The 23,738-nt window shown below is 50.3% G+C and carries 18 protein-coding genes; 12 read left to right on the top strand and 6 right to left on the bottom strand.

Annotation, left to right across the window (positions count from 1 at the left end; all coding sequences use genetic code 11):
* Positions 1-78 precede the first annotated feature (78 nt).
* Entirely contained in the window at positions 79-573 is a 495-nt protein-coding gene (locus H6G21_RS07255; protein ID WP_190572149.1) for a hypothetical protein, read from the bottom strand.
* A gap of 157 nt (positions 574-730) precedes the next feature.
* Here H6G21_RS07255 and H6G21_RS07250 point away from each other — a divergent pair, with 157 nt between their 5' ends.
* Complete coding sequence (locus tag H6G21_RS07250; RefSeq protein ID WP_190572466.1) at positions 731-952, top strand: DUF167 family protein; 222 nt, start codon at positions 731-733, stop codon at positions 950-952.
* Positions 949-1,599 carry a molybdenum cofactor guanylyltransferase gene (locus H6G21_RS07245; RefSeq protein WP_242041702.1) on the top strand — a complete coding sequence of 217 codons (651 nt, stop codon included), beginning with the start codon at positions 949-951 and terminating at the stop codon, positions 1,597-1,599. Before H6G21_RS07250 ends, H6G21_RS07245 begins: the two co-directional genes overlap by 4 nt.
* Positions 1,600-1,637: 38 nt before the next feature.
* Here H6G21_RS07245 and H6G21_RS07240 read toward each other — a convergent pair whose 3' ends face one another.
* A complete protein-coding gene (locus H6G21_RS07240; RefSeq protein ID WP_190572147.1) occupies positions 1,638-5,087 on the bottom strand; it encodes a response regulator in 3,450 nt (1,149 codons plus the stop codon).
* A 615-nt stretch (positions 5,088-5,702) separates the two neighbouring features.
* Positions 5,703-6,794 (bottom strand): transporter substrate-binding domain-containing protein, encoded by a 1,092-nt coding sequence (locus tag H6G21_RS07235; protein ID WP_347277992.1) that lies wholly within the window; start codon positions 6,792-6,794, stop codon positions 5,703-5,705.
* A gap of 832 nt (positions 6,795-7,626) precedes the next feature.
* Here H6G21_RS07235 and H6G21_RS07230 point away from each other — a divergent pair.
* The 6 genes from H6G21_RS07230 (at position 7,627) to H6G21_RS07210 (ending at position 14,754) form a co-directional block, all read left to right on the top strand.
* A complete protein-coding gene (locus H6G21_RS07230) occupies positions 7,627-8,466 on the top strand; it encodes a hypothetical protein (protein WP_190572145.1) in 840 nt (279 codons plus the stop codon).
* A gap of 216 nt (positions 8,467-8,682) precedes the next feature.
* A complete protein-coding gene (locus tag H6G21_RS07225) occupies positions 8,683-9,012 on the top strand; it encodes a hypothetical protein (protein ID WP_190572143.1) in 330 nt (109 codons plus the stop codon).
* Positions 9,013-9,506: 494 nt separating this feature from the next.
* Entirely contained in the window at positions 9,507-10,703 is a 1,197-nt protein-coding gene (locus H6G21_RS07220) for a S8 family peptidase (RefSeq protein WP_199307086.1), read from the top strand.
* A gap of 1,066 nt (positions 10,704-11,769) precedes the next feature.
* Entirely contained in the window at positions 11,770-12,780 is a 1,011-nt protein-coding gene (gene trpS, locus H6G21_RS07215) for a tryptophan--tRNA ligase (RefSeq protein WP_190572139.1), read from the top strand.
* 189 nt (positions 12,781-12,969) lie between these two features.
* Positions 12,970-13,092: a hypothetical protein gene (locus tag H6G21_RS25985; protein ID WP_277875262.1), complete on the top strand. Its 123-nt coding sequence runs from the start codon at positions 12,970-12,972 to the stop codon at positions 13,090-13,092.
* A 30-nt stretch (positions 13,093-13,122) separates the two neighbouring features.
* Entirely contained in the window at positions 13,123-14,754 is a 1,632-nt protein-coding gene (locus H6G21_RS07210) for an MBL fold metallo-hydrolase (RefSeq protein ID WP_190572137.1), read from the top strand.
* 93 nt (positions 14,755-14,847) lie between these two features.
* Here H6G21_RS07210 and H6G21_RS07205 read toward each other — a convergent pair whose 3' ends face one another.
* On the bottom strand, positions 14,848-15,771 hold the full coding sequence (locus H6G21_RS07205; protein WP_190572135.1) for a histone deacetylase: 924 nt from the start codon (positions 15,769-15,771) through the stop codon (positions 14,848-14,850).
* A 711-nt stretch (positions 15,772-16,482) separates the two neighbouring features.
* Between H6G21_RS07205 and H6G21_RS07200 the strand changes: the two genes are divergently transcribed.
* The 4 genes from H6G21_RS07200 (at position 16,483) to H6G21_RS07190 (ending at position 20,662) form a co-directional block, all read left to right on the top strand.
* Positions 16,483-16,641 (top strand): hypothetical protein, encoded by a 159-nt coding sequence (locus H6G21_RS07200; protein ID WP_190572133.1) that lies wholly within the window; start codon positions 16,483-16,485, stop codon positions 16,639-16,641.
* Between the two features lie 105 nt (positions 16,642-16,746).
* The gene (locus H6G21_RS25980) at positions 16,747-16,875 is read left to right on the top strand and encodes a hypothetical protein (RefSeq protein ID WP_277875261.1); all 129 of its coding nucleotides are present in this window, start codon (positions 16,747-16,749) and stop codon (positions 16,873-16,875) included.
* Positions 16,876-17,270: 395 nt separating this feature from the next.
* Positions 17,271-19,862 (top strand): DNA gyrase subunit A, encoded by a 2,592-nt coding sequence (gene gyrA / locus H6G21_RS07195; protein WP_190572131.1) that lies wholly within the window; start codon positions 17,271-17,273, stop codon positions 19,860-19,862.
* Between the two features lie 611 nt (positions 19,863-20,473).
* On the top strand, positions 20,474-20,662 hold the full coding sequence (locus tag H6G21_RS07190; protein ID WP_190572129.1) for a hypothetical protein: 189 nt from the start codon (positions 20,474-20,476) through the stop codon (positions 20,660-20,662).
* Positions 20,663-21,144: 482 nt separating this feature from the next.
* Here H6G21_RS07190 and H6G21_RS07185 read toward each other — a convergent pair whose 3' ends face one another.
* Positions 21,145-22,269 carry a DUF1822 family protein gene (locus H6G21_RS07185; RefSeq protein ID WP_190572127.1) on the bottom strand — a complete coding sequence of 375 codons (1,125 nt, stop codon included), beginning with the start codon at positions 22,267-22,269 and terminating at the stop codon, positions 21,145-21,147.
* A gap of 94 nt (positions 22,270-22,363) precedes the next feature.
* A complete protein-coding gene (locus tag H6G21_RS07180) occupies positions 22,364-23,563 on the bottom strand; it encodes a sigma-70 family RNA polymerase sigma factor (RefSeq protein WP_190572125.1) in 1,200 nt (399 codons plus the stop codon).
* Between the last annotated feature and the right edge of the window lie 175 nt (positions 23,564-23,738).

Genomic DNA, 23,738 nt, shown 5'->3' with positions numbered 1-23,738 from the left:
GACAAGGGACGTTGAGCCTTTCTGGGGGCGGCTAGAACGGTGTAGAGGGATTTTTGAAGGGGGCGTGAAATCCGGCGGTTAGCGCTGGGTGGTGACTTTAAGGGTGTAGGGAGCGGTTTGATTGCGGCTGTGATTGCCGATCCAGACGCGGTAATCGCCCGGTTGCCACTCTCCTTCGATGCCTGCGTTGCGATCGTTGAAGTCATCATTACACCAGGTGCCGCCTGTCCCTCGAACAACGATGGTGGTATCGACATTACTGTTGACTTGGAGCCGCAGGTAACTGAAGGGGGTATTGAGCTTCAGGGTATGATCAGGATCCGAGTCGGTATAGCCCAGGCAGCTTCCGGTGGCCGTTTCCGATCGGCCTGCGATGGATTTTAGGGGGGTGTTGCCGCCGCTCAGTCCGCGCAGTTCCGTGGCCTTAAAGCCTGGGTTGAGGGTAGCGTCTTCAAACATGGCTTGGGCTTGGGCTGGGTTGCTGAAGGCGATCAGGCTACTTAAACCCAGTCCTAGGGGGACGATCGCGCAACGGAGCAAGGGGGGCACTTGGGGCAAAACGTTTAGAAGCATGACATTCCTCTGTTCACTGTTGTCCAACTGTTTCGAAGAATGATAGACCTTTTCCGATCGGGGAAAGTTCCTGAATCGGGCGGGGGCGTCTCCGCTGGGGGGCTCCGCTGCATGTGCGTTGGAGTTCCCGGTCGTTGTCTTGATTGTTCGACCTATGGTGATTTTGCAAATTAAGGTGAAACCCAATGCTAAGCAGCAGAAACTGGAGCAACAGGCCGATGGCAGTTGGCTGGCGCATCTCAAATCTCCCCCGGTGGATGGGAAGGCCAATGCGGAGTTGATTAAACTGTTAGCGCAACGGTTTGCTGTCCCGAAATCGCAAGTCACGATTAAGTCCGGTGGGGCGGCGAAGTTGAAATTGATTGAAATCTTGGAATGATCTTCGATCGAGGCGATCTGATGGATGACTCGTTTCTCAGCGCGATCGTGTTGGCCGGTGGGCAAAGCCGCCGCATGGGTCAGGATAAGGCATTGTTGCAAATCGCAGGAAAACCGTTACTGCAACAGATTTGCGATCGCGCGGCCCAATGTTGTCCAGCGATTTATGTGGTAACGGCTTGGCCCGATCGCTATCGATCGTTTTTACCAGAATCGTGTCAATTTGTTGTCGATCGGCAGTCCTATGGCCCGCTAGTCGGATTTGCGCAAGGGTTGGCGATGGTGAAAACAGAATGGGTGTTGTTGTTGGCCTGTGATATGCCGCAATTGGATGCAGACCAGATGCAACGGTGGGCGCAGGATTTACCAACGCTGCCCGAACCCTCGATCGCCTATCTAGCGAGGCACCCCAAGGGATGGGAACCGTTTGGCGGATTTTATCGAACCACGGTGCAAGCAGATTTGGCAACCTTTATTCAGCAGGGAGGCAGATCGTTTCAACAATGGTTAGAGCAAAAAGGGTTAGAGCAACAGTCGGTTACAGAAATCCCTAACGTGATCGGCGATCATTTTTGGAATTGCAACACGCCCCAGGATTGGGCTGCTTTGCGATCGACATTGCCGATCGATATTCCCGATCGAGGCTAGATGGCATACTGAGGTTACAAGATAAGGAATGCGCAAGATTAGGGATTAAGCGCCCGATAGATAGTATCCGCCAATTGTCTGAGGCTCACTGGTTTGCTCAAATAATAAGTGGCTCCCGCTTCAATGCATCTTGCCTGATCTCCCGGCATTGCCAAAGCTGTGAGGGCAATAATCGGAATGTCATCGAATTGCCGATCGCTTCGAATGGTCTGGATGGCGGCTAATCCGTCCATAATCGGCATTTGGATATCCATGAGGATGATGTCTGGAGGATTCAGCTTGGCTAGATGAACGGCGGCTTCACCATTTTGGGCAACGATGATTCGATAGTTACGGCTGCTGAGGTAATCGAGAAAGGTGTCAATATTGTCTTCATTGTCTTCGGCTAGCAGGATGAGAGGGGCTGGGCGGCTAGGCTGGGTTGGTAAAAGGCAGGACGCAGGGGATGGGGATGCATCGTTCTGGGTGATGATGGAGGCGATCGGCGGATGGTAGGGCAGGGCAACAGTAAAACAACTGCCTTGATTGGGTTGGCTATCTACCTTGACCCAGCCGCCGTGGAGTTCTGCAATTTGCTGTACCATCGCGAGGCCCAGTCCCGTCCCCATGTGTTTGCGATTAAGGCTGCTGTCAATTTGTGTAAACGGTTGAAAGAGTTTTGCCAAATCGGTGGAAGAAATGCCAATGCCAGTATCAATCACTTGCAACAGGATCACCGGGCTATTGGTCGATCGCTCCGGTTCAAAGACTGCTTCAGGGCCTGTTATTGACTCGACTATTGGCTCGATCGTAACCTTTAGGGTAACTTGACCCCCTTCCGGGGTGAATTTAATGGCATTGGTTAATAGATTAATCAAGACCTGTTTGATGCGGAGTTCATCGACCGTAATGGTTGTGATGGCGTCAGGAAGATTGCTGGTAAGTCGAATTTGCTTCTTGAAAGCTTGCTGTTTGATAAAGGTTAAACTGGACTCGCACAAACTTTTGACGGGGACAGTGGACAGTGCGAGTTCCATCTTGCCGGAGGAGATTTTGGCTAAATCCAAAATGTCATTAATCAGTTCCAGTAAATGCCGTCCACTTTTTTCGATCGTATCCAGAGCTTTCAGTTGGCGTGGGGCTAAATCGCCCAAAATTAGATCTTGTAAGGCTTCAGTCAGTCCCAAAATGGCATTGAGGGGGGTGCGGAGTTCGTGGCTCATATTGGCCAAAAATTCGTCCTTGAGCCGAGTAGCGCGGGCCAGTTCCTCATTGGTTTGTTGTAAACGGGCCTCTGCGATCTTGCGATCGGTGATTTCGGTGGCAACGCCATCCCAGACCACATCCCCATTGGCTTGGCGGGTGGGTTGTGATGTGAGTTGCATCCACTTTTCCTCGCCCTGCGGGGTAAGGAAGCGATGTTCTACATGGAAGGGTTGGAGCTTTTCAAGGGAAAGGGTTCTTTCTGCTTGCAATAAAGGAACATCATCGAGATGAACCATGACCCAAAAGCGGCTTGAATCCTGGATTACATCCTCTGGCTCTAGTCCACAGATGTCCCGAATGTGGGGACTCATGTAGGTAAAGGCATCAGTGCCGTCGGGATGCAAGACGTAGCGATAGATAATGCCGGGGACGTTTTCCGCCAGATGGCGAAATTGGGTTTCGCTGGCTTGCAGAGCTTTTTCCGCAGCTTTGAGGTCGCGAATATCAATCATGGTGGCCCGGTTGTAGAGCAGGGTTCCCTCCTGATCTTTGACGGCGGTGGCACTAATCAGCACGGGCAAAATGGAGCCGTCCTTGCAGACGATTTCGTATTCCAGATTCTTGACCCAACCCCTTGCCAGGAAAACCGGAAAGTTTCGGAAGAAGGCTTGGCGACTCTCTTCGGTGAAAAAGTTAATCAGCGGTTGGCCAATCATTTCCTCACGGCTGTAGCCTAACCATTGCAATTCCGTTTCGTTCACCCGAATCAACCGTCCCTGAGGATCGAGGGAATGGTAGCCGCAGGGGGCATTGTGATAGAGATCTTCAACTTCCTCGGTATAGCGGGCTAGGGCGGCTTCTGTGCGGCGACGATCGGTGATGTCTATGAGAATGCCCACTCGCCGAACCACCTGTCCTTGGTCATCATAGATGGGTCTGCCCCGCACAAAAATGTCACCGTTGGAGCCATCCGATCGGGTAAAGGGAAGATCTAACTCGTAGAAACTGCCGGTGGCAGTGGCCTGTTCGATCGCGAGGGTAATGCGATCGCGATCGGCAGGGGTGAAGAGCTGCAAGATCTCGGGCAGGGTTGGTTCCGGTTGGTTGGGATTGAGGCCGAAGATCGTAAAAATTTCCGGTGACCAGGTGATTTTGCCCGTGGGGATGTCGATTTCCCAGTGGCCTAGGCGAGCAATTTGGTGGGCTTCTTGAAGGCGGGCTTCGCTCTGTTGCAGGGCGGCAGTCCGTTGGGCCACTCGGGCTTCTAATTCGTGATTGAGTTGTTGAAGTTCTACCTCGGCCCGCTGGCGTTCCTTCAGTTCGGTTTGCAATTGTGTGTAGGCGGTGGCTTGCTGAATCGCGATGCTGGCCTGGGTCGCAAGCTGCTGCACTAGGTCAATTTCTGTAGAACTCCAAGCCCGAGGCCCCTGGCATTCATGGGCAATCAGTAACCCCCACAGGCGGTCATCGTGGAGCAGGGGCTCCGTTTGCAAAATTGGGGTGACGAGACAAGCTCGGACTTGGATGCTGGCCAGCAGCTCCGCGTAACAGGGGATGAGCGCGGGGTCATTGCGATCGTGCACAAAACTCACCCTGCCCTGACGATAGGGCTCGTGCCATTTTGTCGAGAGGCAAGGATCAAAAATTTCCTGCTGAAAAATGGTGAGTTCCAGTTGTTCTACTGACTCGACTGCAATACTTCCACTCCAATCTGCGTGGAATTGATAGATCACGGCCCGATCGCACCCCAGCAGTTGCCGCAGGCCATCTACAGTGGCCTGGAGAATTTGCGAGAGATCTAAAGATTGGCGAATTTGTAGGGAAATTTCTGTGAGCAGTTGCTGTTGTTGTTGCGATTTCAGCAATTGCTGAGCCAGTTTTTGATATTCGATCGTGCTCAGAATACTTTTCTGGAATGCACTTTCGGTCAGTTCTTCCTTGATCAGGTAATCGATCGCACCGAGTTGCATGGCCTTTGCGGCTTGTCGTTCATTGCCTGCACGGATCAAGACAATCACAGGGAGTTTATGATTAGTTAAACCATTGATTTTAGTTGAATATAAGTATTGTAAAAAGTCTATTCCATCGCCATCCGGTAGTTGTAGATTTAACAAAGCGAGATCAAACTGCCGGGATTTCCACAGTTGAATTCCTGCGTGCAATGTGGGGGCTTGGGTGATGTCATAGGTATGATTGAGTTCAGTTTGCAGGTATCCCAGATACGTGAGACCGTCTGTATCTGAATCATCGATGATTAACACTGCAATGGGGGGAGGCTTCTGTGGGATGGAATCAAAATGCATTCTAGAAAGATGGAGTTCGAGGTGAAGAGCACTGAACAATGACAGAAGAATTTTGTGAACCCAGTTGAGTTATGACAAGTTGCCACCCTTGAGTTTCTCCCAGCCTGAATTCCCACGATCGATGCCCAGCAAGATTGAAGCTTGGGGGTGGAATTATTCCCAGTGGTAGGGGAATAACCTACGATGATCGCAAGTCTAGAGAATAAATTCAATCACAATCATATTTTAAGATGCTCATTTGAAACTTGACGATTGTTTGAACGATCGTTGGGTCTCCGATGAACACTGAACTTGATATAAATCGCAAATCTTGTCGATAAAACTTGACTCCGCTCCGCCTCAATTCCATTAATTTGGCTGAATTGAACCATTATGCTCATTATGCATTGAATGCATTGAGTGCTTACATGCTTCTCCAACGTGTGTATGTGATAGCGCGGCGTTTAAGGCAGAAATCAATGGACTTGGCGACGGACTTGGCGATTGACTATGATGAGAAAACTGACAAGACACAAAAACAAATTGTGAGTTTTTGCCCACTTTCATTGTGTCATAATTCAACCGAAACTGCTCTAGCTGTTCGATAGTACGGCTTTCATAGGGCGAGTGTCTCCGCTAATCTTGCGGAGATTTGCTAGTGAACCACTTATCGTACAAATCCTGATAGGTTCCGTTCTCGCGCAGCGTTAACAACGCCTCATTAACAGCTTTCTCGTGGGGGCTATTGGGCGGAAAGACAATGCCGTAGCTCTCTCGCCGAAAGACTGGCCCTACGGTGTGAACCTTGCCCCGTCCTGCCTGGGCAGCATAGTACAACAACACTGGTGAATCAAAAACGACCGCATCCGCTTTCTTTTGGAGTAAGGCGGTATAGGCCTCATCAATACGAGGGAATTCTAGGACTTCTGCGTTATGCTCCGCTAGATAAACGGCTGACGTGCTGCCTGCCGTGGTGGCTACTCGTTTGTTGGGGAGATCCTCGGGGCCATTAATCGTTCCCCGCAGTTGTTGAATCGTGAGCGAAGTCGTGACGGTGGCTGTGAAATAGGCGACAAACACCACACTGGTGAACATCCAAATGACCGCGATGACCCGTGATGCAGCACTTTTGGGCATCTCGTCGGCTTGGGTCGCCAGTGTTGCCGCAGACCACCAGCAAGCCTGAAAAATGCCTGGAAAGTAAGCGGTGTTGGATAACATGCCTTGGGGGTTGCGCCGTTCTAGCCACCAAATGATGTGGGCTGGAATGAGGATGAGTAGCACCATCACGCCCAACACCTGCCAGAGGGCCGGTGAGAAAAATACCGCCATGATGCTCAAGGGAGAAAAGTGGCTGGCTGACTCATCCCGCACGAGAATTTGTAAGCCGGATTCCAAAATGGGTTGGGAAAAGTCCAAGGATTTGTAGCGATCGGAGGTAATTGAAACCGCCGCAATCCCCAGATCGGCCTGCCGCGACTGCACGGTTTGCAGCAGTTGATTCACATCCGGTTGAACGACAAAGGTGGTTTGTACGCCCATTTCATTGGCAATGCTACGCCATAGGTCAATGCTAAACCCTGTGAGTCGTTTATTCTCCTCAATCACAAAGGGCGGAACCACACGGGTTGCTACTTTAATCACTTTTGCCGACGATCGCGCTTCTACGGATCGAGGATTTACGGAGGGAGTAGCAGGCTGTGCCGTTGCAGGCAATAGGCAGCCCACAGTTATCCAACTGACGATAACCCCGCACCATCCTAAACGGCTGAAAGCCCGAGCTCCGATCGTCCGAGAACGACGCCCATTTATTGGATCATGATTCCCATTCAACTTCACATTCACAGTTTGGTAGATTGCATTGCGTGGATTCTATTGCCTAGGAAGTTTCCGAGGCTGCAACTTAATTGCAAGAAAAATTATAGTGGTTTTCTACCCGCAGTCTTCACGAAATTGTGTATTTACGTGTTTTGTTGTGGCATTCTCGACGGATCTAGTTCGGGGCAAGGGTGAGTTGGAAGCCAAGGTGGGAAATTACGGATTGTTGAATCTCGTAAAAACTCGGTTTGTGCAAACGTTCCATAAAATTATGATGAACATAACGCTTCTACCTAGTCTACTTCCAGAAAAGAAACTTCACGCATCGATCGCAATCATGTGCAATGACGATCGATGGATGATCCAAAGGCGAATTCTATAGATGGCTTCTATAGACGCATTCTATCTTTCCATCTGTCAGGGGTTATTTGAACGATCGCAACTTGTTGCCAGTAGAGAGCTGCTGTGAGGCTATCGCTGCAATGGGGAGCTAAATATCAAGGATGATTCAGCTGTTATTGCGTCTAAATTCCTGGCTGCTCGAAAGCGCTTGATCAATTCATGGGCAATGATAATTGCTGAAATTCTTGGGATTTCGGGATCTTCTTCCAATGTCTAACCATTAGAGTCTCAGCCTTAGAAGATGGTCACTCCTGTTGCTTGAATTTTGACATTGCTTTGAGGCAACCCAAAAACTCTGCCTAGTGTTGTTTTATCCATACGTAAAATATTGAGCTCGCCCATGACTAATCAGGTTTCTAGGACTCCACAGTCCAATCCGCGCTTACGTCATCTTGCTGTGACGACGATCGCAGCCACGTGTGGCGTGATGGGAGGAATGCCAGGGATTGTTCCGATCGCGCAGGCTGATATTATCGGTGCCGACAATCGCATTGTCCCCGCCTACGAATGGATGACCCAGACCAATCGCCAAGCGATCGGACGGTTAGAAATCCAGAAAGCCGATGGCCTGTACTACGCTTGTACCTTTACCGTTGTAGGGCGCAACATTGGGTTAACCAATACCCACTGCTTGCTGGATGAACAGGGCCGTGGCCCCCGACAAATTAAGGCATTTGCCCTACAACATGGCAACCGGGTTTTTGCCACAGCCAATGTGGATACCTATTGGACTGGCCTTAAGACATTTCCAAAAACCTTGGGGGATGCCACGCGGGATTGGGCGGTCATTCGCTTTACCAGTGACCTCGGCACCCGGACAGGTTGGTTCGGTAATGAACCCTATTCCAATCGCGTGACCAAAGCGGGGCAATCCGTTGCCGGGAAATTGACCCATCTCATTGGCTATTCCGGTGGTGGGACAACCCCCACAGGCCATCTCAATTGCAACATTCTTCCGGTTATCAGTGGCATTGTGCCGCACAACTGTGACAGTACATCGGGTTCCTCTGGTTCCAGCTTGCATACCTCCGATCGCCGTATTCAAGGACTCAACTGGGGTTCCTTTACCTACCGAGGCGTGACGATTAATGGAGCGGTACCCCTGGAACGATTCATGCCCGCTGTTCAAAAACTGCGGGAAACGGGCGCAGCTAGCAATACTGTGGTTCCTATTCCCTAATGCGATGATCGATCGCGCACGATTTCTTCTGTCAATACGCTCTGAACTGTTTCTGAACTGTTTCTGAACTGTTTCTGAACTGTTTCTGAACTGTTTCTGAACTGTTTCTGAACGACTTCTGAACGGCTTCTGAACGACTTCTGAACGGCTTCTGAACCATTTCTAAAACATAAGAGAGTCATGGTTCTAGTAAAATCTGATCATGGATGAATAACGATGAAAATAACACAACTGACAATAGGACTAGGATGTCTTTCGATTTCAGTCATCACAGGTATTCTAGTACAAGCAAAACCCAATCTCGCCAATGCGGATAACGCCATTTGTCAGATGACTTGGGCTAATGGGCGCACTCAAGATCTCTCCCAACTGTGCGGGAAAACAACGGCTAATCCTGAAGTGCAACCTTCGATCGATCTCAATGCCCCCAGTCCTGTTGTCTTGGTTGGGAAAGATCAACCCTCGGAACTCTGGAATACCATTCCTGATTTGCAAGAGCCGCCAAAAGCTGGCTTAACGGAAGCGATCGCGCCAGCCCAGGATTGATGGGGAACAGCGATTCCATCTCTGATGCTTGATCATCGCTAACCCCTAATCATTGGAAATATAGTTTTGATTAGCCATCATTTCTAGCTTGTTTTTGGAGCTGAGTGATGGTTTTTGCTTAGTTGAATCGATCGAATCTGTGAGAATTGTCAAAAGATAGATCGTTGATTGACTCTATAGCAGGTGGATTCAGCGATCGAGAAGATGATTGTCGATTGAAAAGTTTTGATTTTACGATGTTTGCACATTTATAATTGCAATTTTTATCGTGGCTTGAATTTTTTATATATAACGACATTTTATGCCGTGGCACAACTACTATTTGGTTGAATTCTTAGGCTCAATTAGTTGTTGCTTGTGCGTTGATTGAATAGTTTTAAATTAATAATTTCAGTGTTTTTTCTGTGATGTTTTTATGAGGCGAAAAGTATATTTGAACACATTGCGAGACGATTAGTGATTTTGGAAAAATGAAGAAAATCGGATTGATCTCTTTGTTCGTTTTGACTGGTCTATTGACGGGTTCTAGTTCTCCAACCCAGGCACAAGACTGTTCAACGGCTGGTGCTTATCTACAAACTTCTAGCGGGCAATGTCTTGATCTGAGTGGTCTGCAACAAAATAGTTCCACCAATAACACTGCCCCCAAGACAACGCCCCTCAAAACCTACATTGTGACATTCCAGCGGAATGCGATCGCCAAGGATAAAATTCCGGGTGCAGCCCTGGAAATGGCACAAAAAGCGGGTGGAAAAGTAGAATTCATCTATCAAGAAACCATTCAGGGCACTGCCCTTTCCATTCCTGAGCCTGCACTGCAAGGATTACGCCAAAATCCCTTGGTCGCCTCGATCGAAGTAGATCAAATGGTCCAAGTTGTGGGTAAAACTTCCTCCGGAACGACTGCAACGACCCAACCTCCCCAGGAAGTTCCTTGGGGCATTACCCGCATGGGCAGCCCTGGTAATGGTACAGGTAAAACGGCTTGGGTAATTGATACCGGGATTGACCTCAAACATCCTGATCTGAAAGTTGATGCGTCCCGCTGCTTTACGGCCTTTACCTCGGGCACAGAAGGACGGTTAGGGTGTAATGACGGAAATGGTCATGGAACCCATGTTGCAGGCACGATCGCTGCTTTGAATAACAGCATTGGCGTCGTCGGAGTAGCGGCAGGTGCCACCGTTGTACCCGTTAAAGTTTTAGACAGTAATGGGGGTGGAACCATGGCTGGTGTGATCGCTGGGGTGGATGCGGTGGCGGCCCGAGCCAAGATTGGTGATGTCGCCAATATGAGTTTGGGGGGTGGTGCATCCGATGCCCTGGATAATGCAGTCAAGCTGGCGGCAGCGAAGGGCATTAAATTTGCGGTTGCAGCGGGGAATGAAGCTCAAAATGCCAATAACGTTTCCCCCGCTCGGGCCAATGGAGCTAATATTTACACCATTTCTGCTTTTGATGCGAGCGATCGCTGGGCCTCGTTCTCCAACTACGGTAATCCCCCGATCGACTATGCAGCGCCTGGTGTCAATATCAAATCAACCTGGAAGGGTGGGACTTACAACACCATTAGCGGAACGTCCATGGCCACTCCCCACGCCGCTGGGGTGCTGTTATTAGGGGTGCCTGTAACCAGTGGCGTTGTCCTGGGTGATCCAGATGGGATGGCTGATCCTATCATCCATCGTTAATGCAGCCCTAATGGAATATTAACGGAGTGTTAACGGAGTACTAACGGAGTATTAACGGCTTATTGGTGAATTGTGAATGGATGGCTGATGCAAGTCCCTTGGTTGATCCGTCCGGTTCATTAGCAATTTCACTGGTGAAATGATACTCGTCAATCAAGCTGTCCTGCACTCGTTGTCGTACCCATTGCGGGGCTTGTCGTGCTTGCCGTGCTTTTCGTTAAGTAATTCTGCGTTTTGTTAACTGATATTACGCAGCCAGGGTTCTATCTCGATCGTCTTGATCTTACCCCTTAGCCTGCTGGTTAGGGGGCTTGTCATCAAATCTTGGTAAAGGAAGGGAGCATCAAGACTCCCGCTCAAACGGCAGGGTGTACCGACGATCGAGCGTTCAGTCATCTCCTTAGAATTACAGATCCGGTGCCATACCCCCGGGCCTAAGATCCGGGATCTTTCCTAGGAAAACCCCATGTCCCAGGGGCATGTTTAAAACATCACTCCCCTACTAACCTTTGCACCATGTTCTCTTCTCTCATCAAATTCCCAATTTGGCATTATCTCAATCAGCCGTTGTTCGAAAGTGCTTATATCCCTGTCCTGAATCCCCGACGATTCTGGTATATTTACCAAGTGGAATTTCTAGAGCGCTGCCTCGACAAGGACAGCACCTCTAGTGGCAAGCTCGATAGCTAAAATCCCCACAAACTCAGATCAATAAAGTCATCCTGAATTTAGTCACATTGTGCGTTAAAGGCCGTTACTTCCGAGGAAACTGTTAACGTTGCACTCAGTCGTTAACAGTTTCACCCCGAATTATCTCAACTTCACTGCTTAAGAATTTTCTAGAATTTTCTCAACGCCAGCCTGGGGTAAGACTACGTTTCAAGATCTCCCACCCCAACCTGCCCGACGAGACTAAGTTCGACGAGATAAGTTTACTGAACATTGCCCGAATCCCCGATCGCGTCATTCGCCGATTGCCTCGCCCGTCCTGATCCGCTGCTCCCACAACCCGCTAGAATTGAAGCCTGTAACATTTGTTAATTCTAGTTTGTCTCTTCTGGATCCTATGGCGAAGCAGCGAGTTCTATCTGGCATTCAACCAACCGGGGATTTGCACCTGGGTAATTATTTGGGCGCAATCCGTAACTGGGTTGAGATCCAAGAGAACTATGACAGCTTCCTGTTCATGGCTGACCTGCACGCCATCACCGTGCCCCACGACCCCGCTCAACTGGCTAACAATACCTACAAAGTTGCAGCGACTTACCTAGCCAGCGGCATTAGTTTGGACTATGCCACGATCTTTGTGCAGTCCCACATTTCCGCCCATAGCGAGCTGGCCTGGTTATTCAATTGCATTACGCCGTTGAATTGGCTGGAGCGCATGATTCAGTTCAAGGAAAAGGCGATCAAGCAGGGCGAAGATGTCAGTGTGGGGCTGTTGGATTACCCCGTGTTGCAAGCGGCGGATATTTTGCTCTATGAGCCGGATCTGGTACCCGTTGGCGAAGATCAGAAACAACACCTCGAGTTAACGCGGGATATTGCCCAACGATTTAATCACAAATTCAGCAGCGAAGAAAACCCTGTGCTGAAAGTCCCGACGCCCCTCATCCGCAAGGAAGGCGCACGGGTCATGAGTTTGACCGATGGGACGAAAAAGATGTCGAAATCCGATCCGTCGGAATTGAGCCGGATTAATTTGCTGGATAGCCCGGAGACCATCACGCAAAAAATTAAGAAGTGTAAAACCGATCCCACCCGTGGGTTGGAGTTTGACAACCCCGATCGCCCGGAGTGTAATAACTTGCTGACGCTCTATATGCTGCTGTCGGGGCAATCCAAGGAGGCGGTGGCCCAGGAATGTGCGGACATGGGTTGGGGCCAGTTTAAGCCGTTGCTGACAGAAACGACGATCGCGGCCCTGACGCCGATTCAGGAGAAATACCACGCGATTATGGATGACAAAGGCTATCTGGAATCGGTGCTCAAGCAGGGTAAGGAAAAGGCCGCAGAAGTGGCCAATGCCACACTGCTGAAGGCGAAGCAAGCGTTGGGTTATTCCATCCCGTTGTAAGCTGTTCTATTTGCAGAGATGGGGGCGGGCGATCGATCTGCGACGATCGATTCAACGATCGCGGCGATATGCCGGTCCCAATCCTGTCAAAAATCTTTGCATTCTAGGACATTCTGAAAAGTTCCGCTACGATCGAACCGGGTTTACTCCCACCCAACCTGCTGCATCGTTAAGGAGCGATCGGAATTTATGGACGTTAAAGTTTTACTCATCGGGATTGCTGTGATTTTCCCCATGGCTTGCCTGTTTTTTGGCACGAAAAATGGTTTTTACGACTCAGATAACTACCACGGTAACGGTTCTGCCCATTAACTAGCGCCATCCCTAGATCTGCTTGTCGGAATGTTTCAATGTGTCCCCTACGCGGTGGGGCATGGAGAAGAAGGGGTTTGTTTGCTGGTCACCTTGGGAGAGTATCGAATTCTCCTAGACTGTGGCCTGAGAAATGTACAAACCCTCATTGATCCGGCAACCTCCGAGTTCCAGCCTACTTCCCAGCGACCGCCTGCGGATGTGGTGCTGTGTAGTCATGCCCACGCGGATCACGCCCGATCGCTCCTGCCTCTCCATTTTGCGTTTCCCCATCTCCCCATCTACGCCAGCGAAGTTACAACTCACCTTCTGCCCCTCAATTGGTTAGATCAAGCCCCGGTGCCCTGGTTCTGTCAGGCGCTGCCTTGGCGATCGCCGATCGAAATTCTAGATAACCTAACGGTGCAACTGTTTCCCGCAGGCCATTTGCCGGGATCGGCTGCGATTTTGTTGACCTATACGGGGGGCGATCGGCCCTATCGCCTGTTCTACAGCGGCGACTTTTTTTTGTCCAATGCGCGCTTGGTGGAAGGGCTGAAACTGGAGGAATTGCGCGGTATCCAGCCCGATGTGCTGATTATTGAAGGGAGCTATGGAGCCGAACGCCATCCCCGCCGTCGCCGCCAGGAAAATGATTTGATGGAACGGATGGAACGGGCGATCGCCAATGGACAATCGATCCTGCTGCCCGTTTCTCCCTTTGGGTTGGCCCAGGAATTACTGATGCTGTTGCGCAGCCACTATCTGTTTTCGGGGCGCAATTTGGATATTTGGGTGGAAGGACAGGTGGCGCAGGGCTGTGATGCGTATTTGGAGTTGTTGCCCCATTTGCCTGCCCCGGTACAGAATTTTGCCCAGTATCAACCGCTCTTTTGGGACGATCGGATTTCGCCTCGGGTGCGTCGCCTCAGTCCAGATCAGCGATCGCGGCTGGGGCAGGAACCTTGCATTGTGCTGACGGATGCGATTTCTGAATTAGCCGAATTTTGCCAGCCCCATACATCTTGGCTAATCTTGCTGCCGCAACACCAAGATCTCCGCTTAGATTGGCTCAGTTCGGAGGTGGTGGCGGACGTGTCATTGGAGGCCGCGACGGTGACCGTGGAAACGTATCTGTTAGCGGAACATTCCGATGGCCTGGGGGCGGTGCAATTAATCCATAATTTGCGACCGCAGCATGTGGTATTCATCCATGGAGCACTCCAAGCACTGCACGATCTGGCGGGATTGGATGAATTGAGCAGTCGTTATAAGCTCCATATTCCATCGCCGGGAACGCTCGTTGAGTTTGCGATCGGTGAGCAATTTCTGCAACCGGAAGCGCCGGAGCTAAGCTATGAGGGCGAAGTTGCGGAAACCCAAGAATCGATCGTAATTACATTACCCGAGTCAATGACGAGTGATCCACGTTGGCGAATGCTGAGTGATACGGGCTTAGTTGAAGCCCGCTGGCAGGGAGAACAGTTGATTTTGCGCGGGATTACGCAACGGGAGTTACGCAGCGAAAACATCGAGCAGAAATTGGAATCCGTCGATCGGGATTGTTGTATTAACTGTCGGTATTACCAAAACCAACGCTGTAGTAATCGACGATCACCGTTGTTTAACTTCCGGGTGACACCGGATGGCTACTGTCCTGTGTTTGCTGCAATGACGGATTGAAACGCGGCAAGGGGCGGGGGCAAGGGGTTCGATCACCGATCACTTCTGGTGCAGGAGGCACTAACGTAAACGCCAGTCATGCAGCACTCAGGCTTAACAACTATAACGAAGGCAAGGCTGAAGGGTGGCTAAAACAGAGTCGCGCAAGGAGGCAAAATCATAGCCCCCTTCCAACCCAAACACGATCTTGGAAGTCAGATCCAAACATTGTTGAGTGAACCAACCATAATCCTCCGGAAGTAGGGCTGTATCGGATAAGGGATCATCCTGGTTGGCATCATAGCCCGCGCTGACAATTAACAAATCTGGGGCAAAATTTCTCAAGAACGGCATGACTTGCTGCTCAAAGGCGGCGGTGTACTGGGCTATGTCATTGCCTGCTTGCATGGGAATGTTCAGGACGTTGTCGTGGAATCCGCGTTCCGTTTTACGACCTGTGCCGGGGTAGTGGGGAAATTCATGCAAAGAACAATAGGCAATCTGGGGATTAGATTCCACAATCTCTTGGGTGCCGTTCCCGTGATGCACATCCCAATCGAGAATGGCGACCCGATCGCACCCTTCAAATAAGGCATAATTCGCCGCGATCGCAGCATTACTAAATACGCAGAACCCCATCCCCCGATGGGCAATGGCGTGATGGCCGGGGGGCCGAGCCAACACAAAAACAGGCTTGCCAGTATTTAATGCATGGTTGACGCCATCGAGCCATGCATTCACCGCCAGCATAGCCACTTCATAGGTCGCGGGAGAAGCGGGGGTATCTGCATCAATTTGTCCGCCACCGTCCTTGCAGAGTTCTCTGACGGCTTCAATGTAGTGCTGGGTGTGGATTTTCTGAATCCAGGACAAGGGCGATCGAACATCGATGGGGGTTGGTTCCCGCCATTCAATTTGGTCTGCCCAGGATGCTGCCTGAATTCCTGAGCGAATGACCGTTAAGCGCTCTGGCTTTTCAGGATGGAAGGTTCCAGTTTCGTGGTGTAAAAAGCGATCGGAGTAGATGACTGGCAGCATAGTTCAAGTTTGGGCGAAGCTAAAATTTGGACAAAGCTAAAATTTGGGCGAAGCTAAAATTTTCGTCAAGCTCAGGCTTGGAGTGCGGCTTATTTGTTGCGGCTTATTTGTCAGGATAACGCGAATTTTGGAGAGAGTGACTCTCAGAATCATGGAGCCTGCTGAGCTGGGCGATCGGTTCACCAATCAATTCACACTGGGAAAAGACCGATCGCCGGGAGGAACCCTAAAATTATCTGTAAAGAAAGATTGCTGATTTGTAAAAAAGTATCTTGACCCGAATCCATCACCCAGCAGAGATCGTATTCTGAGTATTCATCCCTCCGTAGAGAGAGGGATGGAGTGGACGTTGGTTGCAGGCGTTAAGTGCAGGCGAGGGGCTAGGACTAGCCGCTAGTGCTCGCTAATGGCTGCTGGGTACGTTCTGAATGAGACAACACAACGAATGACTTCGCACAGCATGTTTGACCTCGCTGGGGTTTGCTCAAGCGTCTCGATATTGCTGCATATGACTCGGTTTGCTGGATACGAACGGTTTGAATAGTTGGAATGGTTTGGTCCTTGCTTCGGGCTTAGGAGTCACACGATGACTCCAAAACTTTCGATTTGCAGAATCCCATCTGCATAACTAGAACAAGTTGCCCCTGTAAATGACTGTACCTGTTCAAGGCGATCGCGGCCCCCTTTGATCCTCTGTTGGAGTTAAGCTCTATGCGTAAATATTCTTCCTCTGAAGCCGATTTAAAAGTATTGCTGGTATTTGTTGTCATTAGTGGATTGTGTCTGTCGGGAACGGCTATGATGTCTGCGGTCAACCTGACAACCTTGGAGACTCGATCCTTCACGCAGAATTTAATGAGTTGGCGTTAAGTGTTAATTTAAGTTTTCAATAAGGTCTCAATTTTTAAACCCATGATAAGGCGATCGTCTCGGTCGCCTTTTTGCTGGAATTGTGTTGCTTTTATGAGGTAGCCCATGGCAGGAATCGTCACATCTCGCGCGGTTGAGCGGGGGCTACGATCGTGGAATAAGAAGGTTCTCAGAAAACGGACATTACCAGCCCTAGGGGCTTGGCTGTATGACCCGCGCCAGGGGCTTGGCTAGAAAGCTGGATCAGCAACTATTGGCTGCTGGGTATGGGTTTTATGAATGAATAATTAAATGTTGCTCTCTCATGAACGGCAACGTAGTGCGGGATTTTATAAATCAACTAAGGATTATCTTTTTACAACTTTAGAATTAGCTGAAGTAAAGCTGAGGCAAAAAAATGAAAATGCTAAAATCAATTAATATAAAACACTAAAAAATAATGAGTCGTAGAAGACCTCTAATGCCTCTCGTGGAAAGTCCTCCAAAGTCGCAATTGACTTGGGTTTGAGCGGCCTCTCAAAGTGCTGATTTTGTGCTAAAATTGATGAGTCAAGTTGCCCCCAGTCGGTTATAATTAATCGCCCGGTCTGGGTATCACAAAAATTGCTGCTTTTGGAGTATTTCACGCTATGACCTTTTCTCAAGAGCCGCCGAACGAGGAGCGCATTGTTCCGACTGATTTGCGTAACGAGATGCAGCGGTCTTACCTGGAATACGCCATGAGCGTGATTGTGGGCCGTGCGTTGCCAGATGCTCGAGATGGCCTCAAGCCTGTGCACCGCCGGATTCTCTATGCCATGCATGAATTGGGGCTAACCCACGATCGCCCCTTCCGGAAATGCGCCCGTGTGGTCGGGGAAGTACTGGGTAAGTACCACCCCCACGGAGACACGGCGGTCTATGATGCCTTGGTGCGGATGGCCCAGGATTTCTCCATGCGATCGCCGTTGATTGATGGCCATGGAAACTTTGGTTCGATCGACAATGACCCTCCCGCAGCTATGCGGTACACGGAGTCGCGGCTGACTGCGCTGACGATGAATGCCCTGTTGCAGGATATCGAATCGGAAACCGTTGATTTTGCTGATAACTTTGATGGATCTCAGCAAGAACCCACTGTATTGCCATCTCGGATCCCTCAGTTATTACTCAACGGGTCTGCTGGAATTGCGGTTGGGATGGCGACCAACATTCCCCCCCACAATCTGGGTGAGTTGATTGATGGGTTGGTTGCAATGATTCACAATCCAGAGATTACCGATGCTGGGTTGATGGAATATATCCTAGGCCCTGACTTCCCGACGGGAGCGTTAATTGTTGGGAAATCGGGGATTCGAGAAGCCTACACCAGTGGTCGTGGCTCCATTACCATGCGGGGAGTCGCCAGCATCGAAACGATCGAACGGCGGGGTGCACCGGATAAGGATGCCATCATCGTCACGGAATTGCCCTACCAAACCAACAAGGCTGCGTTAATTGAAAAAATTGCGGAGCTGGTCAATGACAAGAAATTGGAAGGTATTTCCGACATTCGCGATGAAAGCGATCGGGATGGGATGCGGATCGTCATTGAACTGAAGCGGGATGCCTATCCTCGGGTGGTGTTGAATAATCTCTATAAGCAAACTCCCCTCCAGAATACCTTTGGGGCAAATATGCTGGCTTTGGTGAATAACGAGCCGCAAACCCTAACTCTGCGGGCGTTCCTAAAAACCTTCCTCGACTTCCGGGTTGAAACCATTACCCGTCGTACCCGCTATCTGCTGCGTAAAGCCGAAGAGCGGGATCACCTGTTGCAGGGCTTGCTGACAGCCTTGGCCAATCTGGATGCCATTATCGATCTGATTCGCCATGCTGCCGATGCTGCGATCGCCAAGCAGGAACTCATCGACACTTACAACTTGTCTGAGAATCAATCCGATGCAATTTTGCAAATGCAATTGCGCCGCTTAACTGCCTTGGAAGCAGAAAAGATCCAGAAAGAACATGAGGACTTGCAACGGCAAATTATTGACTTGCAAGACATCCTAGCGAAGCGAGAACGGATTCTGGCAATCATTGAAGAAGAAGTTAGTGAACTCAAGAAAGTCCATGCGACTCCTCGTCGAACTCACATCGAGCAGGGCGAAGATGAGTTAATGGATGAGGATTTGATCGCCAATGAAAAATCGATCATCCTGATTACAGAACAGGGATACGTCAAACGGATGCCTGTCGATTCCTTTGAAGCCCAAAGCCGCAACACTCGGGGCAAAGCTGGGGCCAAAATGAAGGAAGATGATGCGGTTGATCACTTTGTCACTTGTTGTGATCACGATGTGGTGATGATGTTCAGCGATCGTGGTGTGGTCTATGCCATTAAGGCGTACCAAATTCCCACCTGTTCCCGGACGGCGCGGGGCACCCCGATCGTGCAACTCCTGCAAGTCACCCACGAGGAAAAGATCACCTCTGTCGTCCCAGTGAGCGAGTTCCGGGATGATGTTTATCTAGTGATGCTGACCCAAAAGGGCTTCATTAAAAAGACGGTACTGTCTGCCTTTAGCAACATTCGGGCCAATGGGTTGATTGCCATTTCCCTCGAAGAGGGGGATCAGCTGCGCTGGGTACGGCTAGCAACGGTGCACGACAGTATTATCCTCGGGTCGAGCCAAGGTCGCGCGATTCACTTCCGGGTGAATAACGATCAGTTACGCCCATTGGGTCGCGCGACCCGTGGGGTACGATCGATGAACCTCAAAGAGGGCGATCGCTTGGTCGGCATGGCGATCGTCTCCAGCCAAATTCTTGCGGAACAGGCCGCCCTGTTGGAAGCGGATAGTGATGATGACTCCGAGGAACTGACTGACGGCAAAAACCAGGGGCCTTGGATTTTGGTAGTGACCACAGGGGGCTTGGGCAAACGGGTGCCCGTGGGACAGTTCCGCCTACAAAATCGTGGCGGGATGGGCATCATTGCCACCAAATTCCGTAAGAAAGGGGATACCTTGTCGGCCTTGACCATGGTGAACGAAGGGGAGGAACTGATGCTTGTGACGAACCGGGGAATCATCATTCGTCAAGCCGTGGATGCCATTTCCGCCCAATCTCGTCCAGCAACGGGTGTGCGGTTGCAGCGGCTGGATGAGGATGATGCAATTACTGCGGTGGCTGTGGTGCCGGTGAGTGGAGAGGTGACCGACGAGGATGATGAAACGAGTGGAATGGCGGAGACTGACTAGTCAATTCCGTTCACAAATACTCATCAATCAGTACTCATCACAAGTACCTATCAACCTAAGAACCCAGTAAAACCACTAGCCAAACGGAGGGAGGCATAGCGCTGCCCCTCTTTTTGTTGTTTGAATTGGGGGAGTCAACGATGAAGGCGCAAGCTGAATTCTAAATGTGACATGAGTTCGATAAATTCGTGGTGAGGCGCGATCGTCGGGGCTGCTCCGCAGCGAAGATCGGGGAACTTCTCCCCTCAAGGCGGTTTGCTCTGGCTCAGATGCCTATATGATTTAAACGCATTGCCCAAATTGATGAAAATCTATTGCCTTAAGGGATGGTGGGTTTGCAATCTTCCAAATGCTCGGCTTGATATGGGAATTGTTCTCACAATAGAAATTGCCATCATCGCATGTAGTTTTATAAATAAAAGCTAAGGATTGTAAATATGTAATCTGCGTTACATCTACTTGTATAAATTTTTAGTTGAAGTGGATTACTTTAATATTCTTTATATAAGGTTTATAGAAATGTTGCACTCTTCACAAGTTCTCCACGATCGATCCCTAATCTCTAGTCTCAGTCAGAGTGAGCCGATCGACCGAGGTAAGGGAGTCTGTGCATGTCTGCAATCTATTTGCTGGTTCATCGTGTGCTAGAAATGGGCTATCTCTCGAAGGAGCATGAGGGACAGCTTCGTCGTCTTGTGGGTCAAGGGTGCAATGGAGATGACCTGGAAGCCGTTGTCATGCTAAAGCAGGCATTGGTGTTTGGGCATGTAAAGCGGCAGCAGGTCAAGCGATCGCAGTAGATTAGATTAAAATTGACGACTTTTACGAGTAACTTGTAAATTTGCCGTAACGGCTACAGTTCTCGTTACAGTGAGTCGCTATGGTCGGCTTTTGTCTTCTAGGGGTGTAAAGACCAATCTGAAAAACGGTCACGCTAGGGACTGTGACTACTGGATTAGCATATCAATCAAGTTTCCGGGTTAGATTTCCAGGGTTCTGCTCCTAAATGCCGAGCTTGACTCAGCGCTTGACTCAGCACAAAACCCAATTCCACATCATCAGGGAACACCATCTATTGCAAGATGTGTCTTGACTAACAGATGTTTTGACTAAGAAGCATCTTGACTAATACTTAGCTAATCCAAAGTATCTCGAATCCAAAGCATCTCGAATCCAAAGTGTCTCGAACAGGTGTAGTCGGCTTAAGTGGCTGAGCAGCGACTGGAAATCCGGAAAATTGCTAGGAGCTGTTGCTAAATCTGAAATCCTATTACTACCTAAACTACAACCGAACAATTTCTCGTTCGAAGGCATCGGGGGTCGGTTCTACTTCCCAAACGATGCCTTCTCCGTGTTCTAAGGCAACCTCTAAGGTCAATGCCTCGATCGCAGATTCAGCCAATGCTTGATTACCTTCAAACATTTCCAAATCTTCTGTCAAAAGTGTGAGCCGAAAGCCGCCAGGAATCAAACCACCAGAATTAGTATTGCGCAGTTCAAACCGCAGGAAATCATCCAATGGGGTGATTTGTAATTCGTAGGATTGCCCTGCGATCGTTAATTGCCGTGCAAAGGCCACGGTCTCCGAGGGGTCTTCGCCATGGCCCCTGGCTCCCACAGTGGCGAATTGCAGGTCTACCTGCTGCCAGCCGAGTTCACTGCTCAGTTGATCTAAGCCTTGCCGTAGCCATTGCCCGATCGACGGTTGCTGTTGCAAGCCTTGCCGTTGTTGATGCAGATCTTGTCGCCAGCCGCCATGGGCAATCAGGCCCGCCCAGGTGGAAAAGGGGAGTTCTAGTCGTAGGGTGATCGTGGGGGCGAGGGTTGCGAGTCGGGCAATCAAATTCTGGGCGTGGGCGATCGTTGGTTTAGGAATCTCCGCAATGGCCGCCCGCAGGGGTTGGGGACAAAATTCCTGGCGCAGGTGCAGGGTGGCCAAATCTGTGATGAGATGGTTGGCGCTGAGACGGTAGCTGCGATCGTTCGCTTCATAAATGCCCAGGGTCTTGATTTGGTAATGGCTGGCAAAGCCCCAAATTTCTGCGCCGCCATCGGGATTGATATCCACCGCCACGTAGTAATCCGCTGCCCAATCGGGAATGTCAATCCATTCCTGGGGAATGCTCCACTCATCCTGGTCGATCGTCTCCGTGGGAATGATCACCCAGCGCTGACCGTTGATTAGCAAGGGGGTTCCGGTGGTACAGCTCCAGAGACTGGCTTGGGCCACACTATTCAGGGCGGGCTTGACCTGGGCAAATTCTGCTTGTAACCAGGGTTGAATCGCTGCGATCGCCAGTTGATTGAGATAGGCTGTCCAGCGATCGGGCGAGATGCGAAAGCGATCGGTTTGTCGCCAAACTTGTTCTGGTTGAGGGAGGGGCAACGGGGTGGTGGTTGAGAACATAGTGGGCGACTCCTTAACTGAGATCAGACTGAACAGGGTTAGTGCGTTGTGGAAAAAACTGGGCTGGACAGGATGGCCAATTGTTCAGCGCTGCCTAAGCTTGGTAATGCTTTTGTAGCCATTCTTCCAGTACCGTTCCCATGGTGTCTATTACGTCCGGGGTGATCTCGATATGCAGGGTATCTCGGCTCCAGAGAATCAGTTTTTTCAGCAAAATCTCTTTGGCGCGGGTCAGGCGGCGGGAAATGGTGTACTGTTTGATGGCCAATTGAGCGGCCATTTGCTGCTGGGTTTGTCCTTCGCCATAGTACAGTTGCAAAATTTTCTGGATTTCGCCATCACAATCGGCGATCGCTGCGACAAGAACCTGATTCACGTCCTGTTGCTGGGTTTTGCGCTCTTCGGCTTCCTCCTGGGCAATCAGGTCATTCATCAATGAACCCCGCACCTCATCGGTGAGATCGTCCAGTAATTCCCCGGAGTCCTGCCCGGGCTTGGGGGTATTAATGGAAACCACATTGGGGTTCAGATAGACCCTGACGGCTTGGGCCGTTGCATTGAGCCAGCGTTCCAGCGTGACTGCCGAGGCTTCCGGGAGGCTGCCCCGCTCCCGATCGTAGGTTTGGGCGAGCGCTTGCCAAATTTCGGGGCTGGGGGGAGGCAACTTGCGGGTACCCGTGGCCTGGGTCGGAACGTAGAGCCGCTTAAATTCCTGCCATACCAGGACGTAAGCTTGAATTGTGTTTGCAGACTGTCCAGCGGTTTGCAGGGCTTCAATCACGCGCTTTTGGCTGACTTTTCGCAATAAGGCCCAGTTACTACAAATGTCGATTTCCTGACGTTGTCGCAGGGTATCGCGAATTGTGCTGCTAAAAATGGCGCTGGCGTAACTTTCTAAACTGAAGCCTTGGTTGGGATCAAAGCCCTCTAGAATTTTCTGCATCCGCACGATCGCCCCTTGGAAGCAATCGGCTACGGTATACTGCACGGCACTAAATTGGGTCAACATGCGCTTGGCTGACCAGTAGCAGCTTTCTTGGAGGTAGGCAGCTAGGTGATTGGTGGAGAGCGATCGAGACAGCAACCGACTGGGCGTGGCTTTGGCCTTTTCCTGGTGCCAAACTTTGAACCAAAACAAGGCCCAAAAATTCTCAGACAGTTCCCTAGGGTGCTGCTGCAATGACCGTTGCATACTACGCTGAAGCCGACCATCGGGCACCCAGGTTTGGGGGTGATCGCCTTCAAATTGCAGAAAGGTCGAGAATCGGTCAGTGAGAGTGGGACGCGATCGCATAGTTGTCAGAGGGGGTTAGCAGTAGCTTGTTATCGGTAAGTTGCCGCTACAGGAATTATAAATGCCAGCATTGATGGAAATTACGCAGCCAGAGACCACTGTTCCGGATGTGCATAATTCCTAGTTTTGACTCCTATGCAGGACGCAAGACCTAATTTTGAAAGGACGAGGAGTC

This window comes from Alkalinema sp. FACHB-956, assembly GCF_014697025.1.
Taxonomy (GTDB): domain Bacteria; phylum Cyanobacteriota; class Cyanobacteriia; order Leptolyngbyales; family Leptolyngbyaceae; genus Alkalinema.
This window is presented reverse-complemented; position numbering and strand designations above follow the sequence as displayed.

Bases quoted from the DNA above. Each gene is read 5' to 3' on its own strand.
- H6G21_RS25985 (WP_277875262.1), top strand. From the start codon at position 12,970: ATGGACGTTAAAGTTTTACTCATCGGGATTGCTGTGATTTTCCCCATG.
- H6G21_RS07190 (WP_190572129.1), top strand. From the start codon at position 20,474: ATGTCTGCAATCTATTTGCTGGTTCATCGTGTGCTAGAAATGGGCTAT.
- H6G21_RS07230 (WP_190572145.1), top strand. From the start codon at position 7,627: ATGACTAATCAGGTTTCTAGGACTCCACAGTCCAATCCGCGCTTACGT.
- H6G21_RS25980 (WP_277875261.1), top strand. From the start codon at position 16,747: ATGGCAGGAATCGTCACATCTCGCGCGGTTGAGCGGGGGCTACGATCG.
- H6G21_RS07185 (WP_190572127.1), bottom strand. From the start codon at position 22,269: ATGTTCTCAACCACCACCCCGTTGCCCCTCCCTCAACCAGAACAAGTT.
- H6G21_RS07180 (WP_190572125.1), bottom strand. From the start codon at position 23,563: ATGCGATCGCGTCCCACTCTCACTGACCGATTCTCGACCTTTCTGCAA.
- H6G21_RS07200 (WP_190572133.1), top strand. From the start codon at position 16,483: ATGCGTAAATATTCTTCCTCTGAAGCCGATTTAAAAGTATTGCTGGTA.
- H6G21_RS07205 (WP_190572135.1), bottom strand. From the start codon at position 15,771: ATGCTGCCAGTCATCTACTCCGATCGCTTTTTACACCACGAAACTGGA.
- H6G21_RS07210 (WP_190572137.1), top strand. From the start codon at position 13,123: ATGTTTCAATGTGTCCCCTACGCGGTGGGGCATGGAGAAGAAGGGGTT.
- H6G21_RS07255 (WP_190572149.1), bottom strand. From the start codon at position 573: ATGCTTCTAAACGTTTTGCCCCAAGTGCCCCCCTTGCTCCGTTGCGCG.
- H6G21_RS07245 (WP_242041702.1), top strand. From the start codon at position 949: ATGATCTTCGATCGAGGCGATCTGATGGATGACTCGTTTCTCAGCGCG.
- H6G21_RS07225 (WP_190572143.1), top strand. From the start codon at position 8,683: ATGAAAATAACACAACTGACAATAGGACTAGGATGTCTTTCGATTTCA.
- trpS (WP_190572139.1), top strand. From the start codon at position 11,770: ATGGCGAAGCAGCGAGTTCTATCTGGCATTCAACCAACCGGGGATTTG.
- gyrA (WP_190572131.1), top strand. From the start codon at position 17,271: ATGACCTTTTCTCAAGAGCCGCCGAACGAGGAGCGCATTGTTCCGACT.
- H6G21_RS07240 (WP_190572147.1), bottom strand. From the start codon at position 5,087: ATGCATTTTGATTCCATCCCACAGAAGCCTCCCCCCATTGCAGTGTTA.